Origin of the sequence: Aeromonas sp. 82P, from assembly GCF_051919365.1 — a bacterium.
In the GTDB taxonomy this organism is placed as follows: Bacteria; Pseudomonadota; Gammaproteobacteria; order Enterobacterales; family Aeromonadaceae; genus Aeromonas; species Aeromonas veronii.
Window position 1 is genome coordinate 1218289 of sequence record NZ_JBQBEV010000001.1, and the last position, 12626, is coordinate 1230914.

At 59.2% G+C, this 12626-nt stretch carries 10 protein-coding genes; 8 read left to right on the forward strand and 2 right to left on the reverse strand.

Translation table 11 applies throughout. The annotated features are described in order from the left end of the window. Window positions 1-3 precede the first annotated feature (3 nt). Window positions 4-2448 (reverse strand): LPS assembly protein LptD, encoded by a 2445-nt coding sequence (lptD, locus tag ACTG2S_RS05705; protein WP_088870070.1) that lies wholly within the window; start codon window positions 2446-2448, stop codon window positions 4-6. Between the two features lie 174 nt (window positions 2449-2622). On the opposite strand from lptD, the gene ACTG2S_RS05710 reads away from it, so the two are divergent. The 3 genes from ACTG2S_RS05710 to djlA are packed head-to-tail and all read left to right on the forward strand — an operon-like array spanning window position 2623 to window position 5151. Continuing rightward, on the forward strand, window positions 2623-3633 hold the full coding sequence (locus ACTG2S_RS05710; protein WP_139735790.1) for an aminoglycoside phosphotransferase family protein: 1011 nt from the start codon (window positions 2623-2625) through the stop codon (window positions 3631-3633). Then, entirely contained in the window at window positions 3630-4298 is a 669-nt protein-coding gene (gene murU, locus ACTG2S_RS05715; RefSeq protein WP_439982136.1) for an N-acetylmuramate alpha-1-phosphate uridylyltransferase MurU, read from the forward strand. Before ACTG2S_RS05710 ends, murU begins: the two co-directional genes overlap by 4 nt. Before the next feature lie 19 nt (window positions 4299-4317). Next, window positions 4318-5151, forward strand: coding sequence for a co-chaperone DjlA (gene djlA, locus ACTG2S_RS05720; RefSeq protein WP_236271662.1), 834 nt, complete (start codon window positions 4318-4320; stop codon window positions 5149-5151). Between the two features lie 81 nt (window positions 5152-5232). On the opposite strand, the gene ACTG2S_RS05725 is transcribed toward djlA, so the two are convergent. Beyond that, the gene (locus ACTG2S_RS05725; RefSeq protein ID WP_108613104.1) at window positions 5233-6684 is read right to left on the reverse strand and encodes an aminoacyl-histidine dipeptidase; all 1452 of its coding nucleotides are present in this window, start codon (window positions 6682-6684) and stop codon (window positions 5233-5235) included. Window positions 6685-7631: 947 nt separating this feature from the next. Here ACTG2S_RS05725 and gpt point away from each other — a divergent pair. The 5 genes from gpt (at window position 7632) to ACTG2S_RS05750 (ending at window position 12565) form a co-directional block, all read left to right on the forward strand. Next, window positions 7632-8099, forward strand: coding sequence for a xanthine phosphoribosyltransferase (gpt, locus tag ACTG2S_RS05730; protein ID WP_005339007.1), 468 nt, complete (start codon window positions 7632-7634; stop codon window positions 8097-8099). 172 nt (window positions 8100-8271) lie between these two features. Beyond that, window positions 8272-9540 (forward strand): esterase FrsA, encoded by a 1269-nt coding sequence (gene frsA, locus ACTG2S_RS05735; RefSeq protein WP_064338704.1) that lies wholly within the window; start codon window positions 8272-8274, stop codon window positions 9538-9540. Between the two features lie 62 nt (window positions 9541-9602). After that, window positions 9603-9995 carry a sigma factor-binding protein Crl gene (gene crl / locus ACTG2S_RS05740; protein ID WP_005339003.1) on the forward strand — a complete coding sequence of 131 codons (393 nt, stop codon included), beginning with the start codon at window positions 9603-9605 and terminating at the stop codon, window positions 9993-9995. 177 nt (window positions 9996-10172) lie between these two features. Then, window positions 10173-11276, forward strand: coding sequence for a glutamate 5-kinase (gene proB, locus ACTG2S_RS05745; RefSeq protein WP_201973445.1), 1104 nt, complete (start codon window positions 10173-10175; stop codon window positions 11274-11276). After that, entirely contained in the window at window positions 11276-12565 is a 1290-nt protein-coding gene (locus tag ACTG2S_RS05750; RefSeq protein WP_263718689.1) for a glutamate-5-semialdehyde dehydrogenase, read from the forward strand. The genes proB and ACTG2S_RS05750 overlap by 1 nt, the downstream gene beginning before the upstream one ends. Window positions 12566-12626: the final 61 nt, after the last annotated feature.

Sequence of the window (12626 nt, forward strand, 5' to 3'; positions counted from 1 at the left end):
GCATCATTGCTGGCCTTTCAGATTAAACGGGCGAACATAGGGCAACAGCTCGGTATCCAGGGTGACGCTGCGGCCACCGGTACCCACGCTGCCAAGTCCCTTCATTTCAAACTGCAGACCAATGACTTTTTCCGAAGTAGGCTTCAGGGTGACGTTGTCCGGCTGATTGTGCCACTCCAGGCTCATGTTGATGCTCCAGCAGCAGGAGTCGTATTTGACACCGATCTTGCGGTCAATGTTCACATCCTGCTTGATGTCACGGTAGTAACCGCCATACATCTGCCACTGATCGGCGATCGGCGCCATCATCACCAGACCCGCCTGGCTCAGATCTTCTGCCAGCGCCGTGTTGGTCGGATAGCGATAGTCCAGGTTGCCATCCTTGATGTAGCGGTAGTTGACCTGAGTGGTCAGCTTGCCGGTTCGGTACTCGACTGCACCGTTGCCAGCCGTAAATTCACCCTCGGAGGTATCGTACTGGGTCCCCGCGTGGGCAAACCACTCATCGGTGATCCGGGCATCCCCCTCGAACGAGAGCAGGGAGCGAGCGTTGGTGCTTTCCGGATTTGAAGGGTAGAGGCGCACCTTGGGTGGTGTCATTTCGAAGGCCTGGGCCACCGCCAGACGCAACCGTTCATCACCCACATTGTCATAGACCCGGCTGGTCAGGCCAACGGTGACCCGATTGGCATCGCTGATGCGGTCGAGACCGGCAAAGCGGCGGTCACTGAACAGGCTGTAGTAGTCCTGACGGGTGGTGGTGGAGTCGTAGATCCCGATCTCGTCCTGATTTTTATAAGGGATATAGAGGTACTGGAACTCGGGTTCCAGGGTCTGGGTGCCCTTGCCATCATACCAGTCGAGCGGCCGATCGAAGTTGACGCCCCCCTTGAGGCGGAAGGAGGGCAGAGTACGGGTAATGGTGCCCTCTTTCAGGGTCAGCTGTTTGCTATCTGCATCGGTGAAGCGGCTGCGGTCCTGGCTAACCAGATTATCGGGTACCTCCTGGTTGTAGGAGGTAAACATCAGCTTGTACTGACTGGTCAGGTAGTAACCCGGTGCATCCACCAGGGGCACGGTCAGGGTTGGCGCCAGATGCAGGCGGGTGGCGGTATAGCGCTCACCTGCTTGCAGAGTGGCGGCACTGCCACTGTCATAGCCAAACTTGGTCAGTTCACTGTTCCAGGCCAGATCGAACCACTTGCCTTGCTGATAGTAGTTGTAGTCGATACGCGGCAGCATCTCGTGGGGCAGCAGCGCATATGGGCTCAGGATCTGGTAGCGGCGCACCTCGGAGGTGAGGTTCCAGTTAGGCTGGTAATAGCCGGCGGTAAAGGATTGCTGCAACTGGCTGTCGACCTGAGTGCCCACTTGCGGGCTGAAGTCGTTGAAGTAGTTGTAATCCTTGTCGCGCACCTGGGTGTAGTCGATACCAAAACGCAGGCTGCCATCCATCAGGGCTGAACCGTGGCGGACGTTCATCAGGTAGCGATGTCCATCGGACAGGCCAGCCAGACTCGGATTGCTCGGGCTGTACTGCTTGTCATCCGCCAGATTTTCAAAATAGAGGGTGCCGGTGTGGGCGGGGTCCGGCATGTAGCGGAACTCCACCTGTTCCATCAGGCCGCGTTTATCCATAAAACGGGAGGTGATGGTGGCATCGTAGTTGGGAGCTATGTTCCAGTAGAAGGGCTGGGTGATATCCATGCCGTTGCTGGAGCTCTGCTTGTAGCCCGGGTAGAGCAGACCGGTCTTCCGCTCATCCTTGATGGGGAAGTTGATATAGGGGAAGTAGAAAACCGGGTAGTCATAGAGCCAGAGGCTGGCGTTCCAGGCTTCGCCAAACACCTCTTTCTGGTCGATGTCGATGCTGCCCGCCTTGAGGGTCCACACTTCCTGACCGGGGGGGCAGGTGGTGTACTGGGCCCCCTCCATGGTGATGTTCTGGTTGTTGTTGGTCATCACCACGCGCTTGGCAAAGCCGCGCACCGGTGAGCCATGCACCTGATACTTGCCCTCTTCCAGTTCGGAGTTCTTGGTATCCAGGTTGGATTTGAGGGTCTTGTCGCTGGTGACGGTCACCTGACCATCGTTGTAATAGATATTGCCGATGGCGATGACATCCCGGCTCTTCTGGTCGAGCTGGGCATAGTCGGAGTCAAACTTGCGAACACCCTGACGAACCTTGACGTCACCTTCATAGACGGCGGTGCCGCCCTGTTTGGCTTCGAGACGGTCGGCATCAACCTCGACCGGCTGTGCGTTGGCATCCTGATCCGATGCAGGCTTCTCTATCTTGGGAACATAGTCATAGCAGAGACTATCGAGAATGCCGGTGGCTGGCGGCGCTTCGAACGGGGCCGCCTGCACCATCATAGGGGTGAGTGCGGGGGCCAGGCTGATAGTCAGGGCGATGGGATAGCGGTACCCCAGTGTCCATTTTGTCATGTGAAAGACTCGTGCAATCCGTGATAGATACGGTTGATCCAAGGCATGCATTTTACGACAGGTTTCATCGAGTTGACATTGCATGTCATTGCTTTATGTTAGCCGGCAATGATAAAGCATTATTGCGGCCAGGGCTAACAGCCAAGTGCTGCTTTCCACCTTGGTCCTCTACTTATGCACGATCGCGATTCCCTGCTATTGCAGTGGGCACGCCGTATTTCCGGTGATGCCAATCTTCAGTTGACCCTCATTTCCGGTGATGCCAGCTTCCGCCGCTACTCTCGTGGTGGTGGTCTTGTGTGGGTGGACGCCAATCCGAAAACCGAAAAAAATCATGAGTTTGTTCGTAACGCGGCCGCCTTGCAGGCGCGTCAGCTGTTGGCGCCAGAGGTGAAGGCGGTGGACTATGAACAGGGGCTGCTGGCGGTCAGTGACTTGGGCGATACCCAGCTGATCAGCTGCCTGAACGAGCACAACGTGCTGGCCTGGTATGGTAAGGCGATTGATTTGCTGCCCCGCCTGGGGGCGGTTGAACTGGCGCTTGAACCCTTCGATGCGGCTTTTATGGCGCGGGAGAACAGCATTTTCCCCGAGTGGCTGCTGGGTCATCATCTGCAACTGACTCTGAGCCATGAAGAGCAGCAACTGCTGGACGAGACCTTTGCCTGCCTCACCGCCTGCAATCTGGCCCAGCCGCAGGGGGTGATGCATAGAGATTTTCACAGTCGCAACCTGATGGTATGTGGCGGTGATACCCCCGAGAGCAGCCGGCTGGCCATCATCGATTTTCAGGATATGGTCATCGGGCCGCTCACTTATGATCTGGTTTCCCTGCTGAAAGATTGCTACGTGCGTTGGCCTGACGAGGTGATCGATGAAGGGATGCGTCACGGCTTTGCCACCCTGCAACAGGCGGGTCTGCTTGGCGAGCTCGATTATGCCAGTTTCCGTCGTGATGCCGACCTGACCGGCATGCAGCGCCATCTCAAAGCGGCCGGAATCTTTACCCGGCTCTATCATCGCGACGGCAAGTCCGGCTATCTCAAGGATATTCCCCGTACCCTCGGCTACGTGGTGGATGTCTGTCGCACTCACGGTAGCGCCTATCCGGTACTGGCCCGTTTTGGTCAGTGGCTGGAGCAGGTGGTGTTGCCGGGGATCGCCAACGCTGGGGTTAAACCATGAAGGCGATGATCCTGGCCGCTGGCCGTGGCGAGCGGATGCGCCCGCTGACCGACCTGCTGCCCAAGCCGCTGCTGGCGGTGGGGGGCAAGCCGCTCATCGTTCATCACATCGAAAAACTCAAAGCCGCTGGCGTGACCGAGCTGGTCATCAACCATGCCTGGCTCGGCCACAAGTTGGTCGAGAGCCTTGGTGATGGCAGTGCGCTTGGCGTGACCATCCACTGGTCAGCCGAGGAGAGCGCGCTGGAGACCGCAGGCGGCATCGTGCAGGCGCTGCCGCTGCTGGGCTCTGAAGCCTTTTTGGTGATCAACGGCGATACCTGGCTCGATCTCGATTATCACACTCTGGTCAGCCAGCCCCTGGGCGAGGATCTGGCCCACCTTTGGCTGGTGCCTAATCCGCCCCAGCACCCGAGCGGGGACTTTGCCCTGCAAGAAGGGCGAGTCGTGGATACGCCAGCGTTTACCTTCAGCGGGGTCGGACTATATGATCCGGCGGCCTTTGCCGGTCTCGCGGGCGGCGCCCGCAAACTGGCGCCCCTGCTCCGTGACTGGATGGCGCAAGGGCGGGTGGGCGGCAGCCTGCTCGCTGGCGAGTGGCGCGATATCGGCACGGTCGACCGTCTGCGCGAGCTGGATGACCAGCTCCAGGCCCGCACTCATTAACTTCAAGAGGTCTTGAACCATGCGTATTTGGGGTAAGGTGCTGGGCGCCTTCTTCGGTTTTCTGCTCGGCAATATCATCGGCGCCCTGATTGGCCTCTGGATTGGCCACCGTTTCGACCGTGGCATGGGGCTGCAGGGGGCGTTTCGTCGCGGCCCGAGTCAGGAGCAGCAAGCCGTCTTCTTCCACGCCACCTTCTCGGTGATGGGTCACATCGCCAAGTCCAGCGGTCAGGTGACCGAGCAGGAGATCCGGGTTGCCTCCAACCTGATGGATCGGATGCGATTGGTGGGGGAGCAGCGTGCCCGGGCACAGGAGTCGTTTCGTCTCGGTAAGGAGGCCGACTTCCCGCTGCGCGAGACCCTGGCCGAGTTCCGCCGTGCCAGTCTGGGGCAGCGCGATATTCTGCGCTTCTTCCTCGAGGTACAACTGCAGGCGGCCTTTGCAGACGGGCGGGTAGAGGAGGGCGAGCGCGCCATTCTGCACACCATCGCCGACGAACTGGGCTTCAGCCGCATCGAGCTGGCCCGCATTCTGGCGATGGCTGAAGCGCAGATGAACTTCTTCAATCAGGCCCATGGCCAGTATCAGGGGGGCCATTCCGGTGGCCAGCAGTATCGGCAGGCGGCACCCTCTGCGGAGCGCCTCAAGAATGCTTACCAGTTGCTGGGGGTGAGCGAGAGCGACAGCGATCAGGATATCAAGCGCGCCTACCGCAAGGAGATGAGCAAACATCACCCGGACAAGCTGGCCGCCAAAGGGTTGCCGCCGGAGATGATGGAGATGGCCAAGGAGAAGACCCAGGAGATCCAGCAAGCCTGGGAGTGGATCCGCGAGGCCCGCGGCATCCGGTAAGCGCCAACGTCAGGTTGGAACAGACAATAAAAAGCCCCGCAGCAGTGCGGGGCTTTGCTTTGCCGTGTGGCGTAGGCCGGGTTATTTGGCCGGAATCGCTTCCAGCACGTGCACCAGCAGTTGCCAGAAACGCTCGACCGCCGGGATATGTACCTTCTCGTCAGGGGAGTGGGCACCGCGGATGGTCGGGCCGAAGGAGACCATGTCCCACTCCGGATAGGCGCTCTTGAACAGACCGCACTCGAGGCCGGCGTGGATCACCATCACGTTGGGCATGGTGCCGAACAGGGTCTGGTAGCTATTGCGTACCAGCGCCATGACGGGGGAGTCCACGTTCGGCGCCCAACCCGGGTAGGCACCGGTGAATTCGCAGCTGGCGCCTGCCAGGGTGAACAGGGAGCGGGTCATCTGCTCGATGCTCTCGCGGCCGGAGTCGATCAGGGAGCGGATCAGGCACTGGACGTACACTTCGCCATCCTGAGTCTTGATGACCCCCAGGTTGGTAGAGGTTTCGGTCACGCCGGGCATGGCATCGCTCATGCGCATCACGCCGTTCGGGCAGGCCATCAGGGCATCCAGCAGGCGCTGCTGCAGAGAGACGCTCATCAGCTTGGCCGGTTTGGCGGCGCTGTTGACCAGTACGGTCAGGTTCGGCTCGGTAGCGGCCAGTTCGGTCTGGTAGATCCCGGTGTAGCGGTCAACCAGCGCCTTGAACTCGTTTACGCTGGCAGCAGGCACCAGCAGGGTGGCACGGGCTTCGCGCGGGATGGCGTTGCGCAGAGTGCCGCCGTGGATCTCGGCCAGACGAACACCCAGCGGCTCTGCTGCTTTGAGCAGACGCACCAGCAGCTTGTTGGCGTTGCCACGACCGCGATGGATATCGCAACCGGAGTGGCCGCCACGCAGCCCTTTCACGGCCAGCTCGAACGCTTCGCCTTCGCTGGCGTCAACCAGCTCGAGCGGGAAGCGGATATTGGCATCCACACCGCCAGCGCAGCCCATATAGACTTCGCCATCCTCTTCGGAGTCGGTGTTGAGCAGAATTTCGCCCTCCAGCCAGCCCGCTTCCAGACCGAAGGCGCCGGTCATACCGGTCTCTTCGTCTGTGGTCAGCAGCACTTCCAGCGGACCGTGCTTGATGGTCTTGTCAGCCAGCACAGCCAGGCAACCGGCCATGCCGATGCCGTTGTCGGCACCCAGAGTGGTGCCACGGGCAGTGACCCACTCGCCATCGACATAGGCATCGATGGGGTCGGTCGCGAAGTCGTGTTTGGTGTCGGCGTTGGCCTGCGGCACCATGTCGATGTGGGCTTGCAGTACCACGGCTTTGCGGTTTTCCATCCCCGGGGTGGCCGGTTTCTTGATGATGATGTTGCCGACCTTGTCCTGCTTGACCGCCAGACCTTCCCCTTGAGCCCATTGGATGATCCAGGCGCTCAGTTTGGCTTCATGTTTGGAAGGGTGGGGAATGGAGCAGATCTGTTCGAAGAAATGCCAAATCAGTTTGGGAGAGAGAGAGCTAAGCTGTGCCACGTCGGGACTCCTTACCAGCACGGAATTAACAGGGCCCCATCAGCGGGCCGGGGAAGAGGATAACGATAATACAGTCAATCACACAAAAATGTGAGCAATCAGCGCAAATCGCAGGCAGCTTGTGCTGGCTGATGGCAACCAGGCAGTACGATCGTCAGGTTCGGACGACGCTGACCGATAGAAAAGAAAATGTGTGACCGATCTCACAAAAATATTGAATTTAACGCACCGACTGGTAAATTAGCTCCCGTGGTTCGCCACCCGTCAGGATGACGATGAAAGCCTCCAGGGAACCGAAGCAAAGCAAGTGCGCCTCCATGGAACCGAGTGTTCGTTCAAGGATTTGAGCCCGCATTAAAGGTACGTAACTTGTTAAGCAATCAGGAGTTTCAATATGCCAGGCAGCAACTCAACCTATTGGTTTGCCCCCTCTTTGTATACCCAGGGTTTCAGCTACCCTAATCCCTTCGTCACTCGTCGCTAAGACGAGCTGCCCAACCAGGCAGAGGCGAGAAAGCAGCAGGTGCGTGAGGTAAATCCTCCCCCTGCTATTTTTTTATCTGCGATTTGCCGCACAGCTCATTAGGACTCGGCAGCAGGGACGGCAGGTTAGTCGTTTGGCGCTCGAGATGGGCCGAATGGAGAGGGTGATGCCGATTTTTCCTGTTTTTGGCATACGTTTGCCAGGCATTTTCTCTGCAAACGGTGCTATCATATCGGCCCAACAGCCTGTCCGCGGTTTGGACACATCATCTAACCGATCGCCGGATAAGCCCATCTTGCTTCCATTGTTATCAGATTTGCTGCCGAGGCTTAGTCCTGAGGCAGCCGAAGTGCAATCTGAATTCAGTCGGGCAAGGGCCGCCATTTACTGGCATCCGCAGGGATAATTGCGGATGTTGTTATTTTAAGTGATTGTTTTTAAATAACTATTCGAGATCGATAACATGCCGAAAAAGTTCTATGTGTCGTGGGACAACCTGCAACGTGAAGCTCGCCGTCTGGCCCGTCGTCAGCTGCCTGTCAGCCAGTGGAAAGGTATCATCGCGGTCAGCCGTGGTGGCCTGGTGCCCGCAGCCCTGATGGCCCGTGAACTTGGCATTCGTAATGTGGAAACCCTCTGCATCTCCAGCTATGACCATGACAGCCAGCGCGAGCTGGTGGTCGTGAAGGCTGCCACCACCGCCGGTGACGGCGAAGGCTGGCTGGTGGTGGAAGATCTGGTGGACACCGGCACTACCGCCAAGGCGATCCGCGAGCTCTACCCGAAAGCCAAGTTCATCGCGATTTTCGCCAAGCCGATGGGCGAAGCGCTGTTGGACGATTTCGAAGTGGCGATCCCGCAGGATACCTGGATCGAACAGCCGTGGGATATGGCACTGGAGTTCGCCACACCGATCTGCGACGAAAAGTAACGGGATCGGGATGTGACGTTCGCTGCGTCCATTGGTCGCAACCGGCAATAATGGTTTCACAGGGCTCCAATTTGGAGCCCTGTTTTTTTGTGTATCAATCTGTTGCAGGGTGGCTGATGGGCAGTAAAAGTGGTTAAGATGAGCTATTGCCTGATATGAATGGGATACTATCTTGGACTTGAACGAAGACCTAAACCTGACCGAACAGCTCTTTACCCGCGTCAAGAAGGTATTGGAAACATCCGAGATCTCCAACTCCAGTGCGGCTGATCTGGCGCAAGCCGAGTCAGACGAGATGTTTATCGACGGCTCCATGTCAAAGAGCTGGTATCGCCTGCTGCGCCGCCCCTCCTGGACCTGGCAGGGGGCTGATCCCATCGAAGTGGAGCAGACCCTGGCCCGTATCGCCATGGCGACCGGCGAGCGCACCCATGACTGCTATCTCGATACCATCAAGGGCTATGTGCCTGGCAACTGGATCTACGAGTGGAGTCAGGTGGCTGGCAACTATTTCAAGCAGGGCCGCGAATTGCGCGAGAAGGGGGATACTTCTGGCGCCCTGAAGCAGCTGCTCAAGGCGGTGCGCTACTACTCCATCGCCAGCTATCCCCATCTCAAGGATGACGAGCTGGCGGATCAGGCCCAGCTGCTTGGCAACATGGCCTATCGCGAGGCGGGTCGCCTGTTCAAGGTGCCGCTCAAAGAGATCCAGGTGCCTTTTCGCGGCAAGCATATTCAGGGCTATCTCCACCTGCCGACGACCGAAAAACCGGTGCCGCTGGTGATCATCAGTGGCGGGATCGACTCCCTGCAGCTCGATTTCCTCAACTTCTATCTCAAACGGCTCGAGCCCAACGGTATCGGCATGCTCTCCCTCGATATGCCCGGGGTTGGCTATGCCGAGCATTGGCCGCTGGTGCAGGATACCAGCCGTCTCCATCAGGCGGTGCTCCATTACCTCTCCGAAGTGGCCTGGGTCGATCATCAGCGTATCGCCATGGTGGGGATGCGTCTGGCGGGCAATATCGCAGCCAGACTGGCCTTTATCGAACCGTTCAAGCTGCGCACCGTGGTTTGTGTCGGCGCCGGTGTCAATCAGGTGTTTACCAATCAGGAGCTGTTTGCCAAGTGTCCGCGCATGATGCGGGACAGTCTGGCCAACCGGTTGGGGGCTGATGCGGCGCAGTGGGATGGCATGCGTACCAAGTGCCAGGTATTTTCACTTAAAACACAAGGATTACTGGGGACTCGCACCTCTGTGCCGATATTGAGTATTGGACACAAGCGAGATTTTATTTGTCCCGAGCAGGATGTACGGGCATTGGCGGCGGCCAGTCGTAACGGTAAGGCCATCGTATTCGACAAACAGCCTTTGCTGGAGGTGTATGACAAGGCGCTGGACGAAATCGTCGAGTGGCTGAAACAGCATTTGTGTACCTGATATTGCGCTAAAGAACTGACGCCATCCCGAGGTGGCGCGGCTTGTTTAACAGGGAGGTTAACATGTCTGAAAGAGTGACCTACAAGCGACTGCTGAGGCAGTTTGCTGCCATTGGCCCCTATTTGCGCGAAGATCTCTGCGAAGAGGGGCGTTATCGTTTCGACTGCCTGTCGGTCTGTGTCAGCGCCAAGCCGGCGCCGGACAAGCGGGAGTTCTGGGGCTGGTGGCTGGTGCTGGAGCAGGACGATCACCATTTCCGTTACCACTATCAGCTCGGTTTCTACAATGCTGATGGCGAGTGGCTGGACAAGCCGATCCCCAAGAAGCACCAGGTCGAAGTGGAACGGACCCTCAACCGTTTCTACAAGCTCATCAGCGACAAACTGACGGCACTGGAGTGCCAGTTAGCGCCAGCGGATCAGGTCACCAATGAGTTGACCGTGACCGCTGCTTGACCCCCGATGCCCGGCGAGCAGCATCCTGCTGTTTGCCGGGCCATCACAGCCATCTCCCCTTCCGCCTGCCATCATCCGGGCCTTTGCTTCATCTCCTCACCCCGGCGTTAATTGCCTTGCAGGGCACCATGGCCGTGGGTATAAAGATATTCCTTACTTTTTAGCCTTTATGCTCCCATGGAAAACAGAACCATAGTTGTCAAGTTGGGCACCAGCGTGCTCACAGGGGGGTCTTCCCAGCTCAATCGTGCCCATATGGTCGAGCTGGTCAGACAGTGTGCGGCCTTGCACCGTCACGGCCATCGGGTCGTGGTCGTCACATCAGGAGCTATCGCCGCCGGGCGTGAACATCTGGGTCACCCTCCACTGGCGCCAACCCTGCCCAACAAGCAGATGCTGGCGGCGGTTGGTCAGACCCAGCTGATTCGGGTATGGCAGGATCTGTTCAACCTCTACGGTCTGCATATCGGCCAGATGCTGCTGACCCGCGCCGATCTGGAAGATCGGGAGCGCTACCTCAATGCCCGCGACACCATGCGCACCCTGCTCGATCACCGCATTATTCCGGTGATCAACGAAAACGATGCGGTGGCGACCGCCGAGATCAAGGTCGGCGACAACGACAACCTCTCCGCACGGGCCGCCATTCTGGCGGATGCTGACCTGCTGATCCTGCTGACTGACCAGAAGGGGCTTTTTACCGCCGATCCGCGCACCAATCCCGACGCCCAGCTCATTGAAGAGGTGCAGACCATCGACGATACCCTGCGCTCGCTGGCGGGTGACAGTGTCAGCGGCCTCGGCACCGGCGGCATGGCTACCAAGCTGCAGGCCGCCGATGTGGCACGCCGCGCTGGTGTCAACGTGGTGATCGCGACCGGCCAGATGCCGGAGGTGATTGGCCGTCTTGCCAAGGGCGAGCGGATTGGCACCCTGTTCCCGGCGCTGGCGTCCCCACTGGAAGGACGCAAGAGCTGGATCCTGGCAGGCCCACCTCCTCACGGCGAAGTGCATGTGGATCAGGGCGCAGTGGCCGCCATGAAGGATAAAGGCTCCAGCCTGCTGCCCAAGGGGATCGTCGCGGTCAGGGGCGATTTTATTCGGGGCGATGTGGTGCGCATTCTCGATCCCAAAGGCGCCGAGCTGGCCCGCGGCATCTGCCGTTACGACCATCTGGAGCTGGATAAGCTGCGCGGCGTCCACTCGGATCAGATTGAGCAGGTACTAGGCTATGGATATGGTTCAGTAGCCATCCATCGAGACGATATGGTGCTGCTCTAATCAGGGCGGCACGGCATGAACAAAAGGGAACCGAGATGAGTCTGGAGAAAATGGGGCAGGCGGCCCGTGAAGCTGCCTATCAGCTGGCCACCATCAGCACGGCGCAGAAGAACCGGGCGCTGGCCGCCATCGCCGACGAGCTGGAGGCGCGCAGTGAGCAGATCCTCGCTGCAAACGCGAAAGATATCGCCGCCGGCCGTGAGGCAGGCTTGTCAGAAGCCATGCTGGATCGCCTGTTGCTCAATCCGGCCCGGCTGGCCGGGATTGTGGCGGATGTGCGCAAGGTGATCACGCTGGATGATCCGGTCGGCGCCGAAATGGATAGCCGGGTGCTGGAAAATGGCCTGCGGCTCTCCCGTCGTCGGGTGCCCATCGGGGTTATCGGCGTCATCTACGAGGCGCGCCCCAACGTCACCATCGATATCGCCAGCCTCTGCCTCAAGACCGGCAACGCCAGCATATTGCGTGGCGGGCGTGAGACCTTCCACTCCAATCTGGAGCTGGTGCGGGTGATCCAGCATGCCTTGGCGGCCTCCGGTCTGCCCGAGGCGGCGGTGCAGTACATCGACAACCCGGATCGGGCGCTGGTCGGCGAGTTGCTGCGTCTCGACCGCTATGTGGACATGATCATCCCCCGTGGCGGTGCCGGCCTGCACAAGATGTGCAAGGAGAACAGCTCCATCCCGGTCATCATCGGAGGGTTCGGCATCAGCCACATCTTCGTCGACGAGAGCGCCGATCTGGTGCGCTCTCTGGCGGTCATCGACAACGCCAAGGTGCAACGCCCCTCCGCCTGCAATGCCCTCGATACCCTGCTGGTACACGAGAAGGTGGCAGCCACCTTCCTGCCGCAACTGGTGACGCTGATGAACGAGCGCAAGGTGACGCTGGTGGCCGCGCCCAACGCCATAGCGCTGCTGGCGGGTGCCGACAACCTGTGCGAGGCAGGGCCGGAGGATTTCGATACCGAGTGGCTCGGGCTGACCCTGGGGGTCAAGTTAGTGGCGGATGTGAACGAGGCGCTGGCCCATATGCGCGAGCACAACGCCGGCCACTCCGATGCCATCCTGACCAACGATCTGGCCAACGCCGAGCGTTTTGTCAATGGCGCCGGTTCGGCGGCTGTCTATGTCAACGCCTCCACCCGTTTCACTGATGGTGGCCAGTTTGGTCTGGGCGCTGAAGTGGCGGTCTCGACCCAGATGCTGCACGCCCGTGGCCCCATGGGGTTGACCGAGCTCACCAGCTACAAGTGGGTAGGGCAGGCCGATTACCTCAGCCGCGCCTGATAACCGGTTGTGTCAGATACAAAAATGCCGACCACTGGGTCGGCATTTTATTTGGCGGATA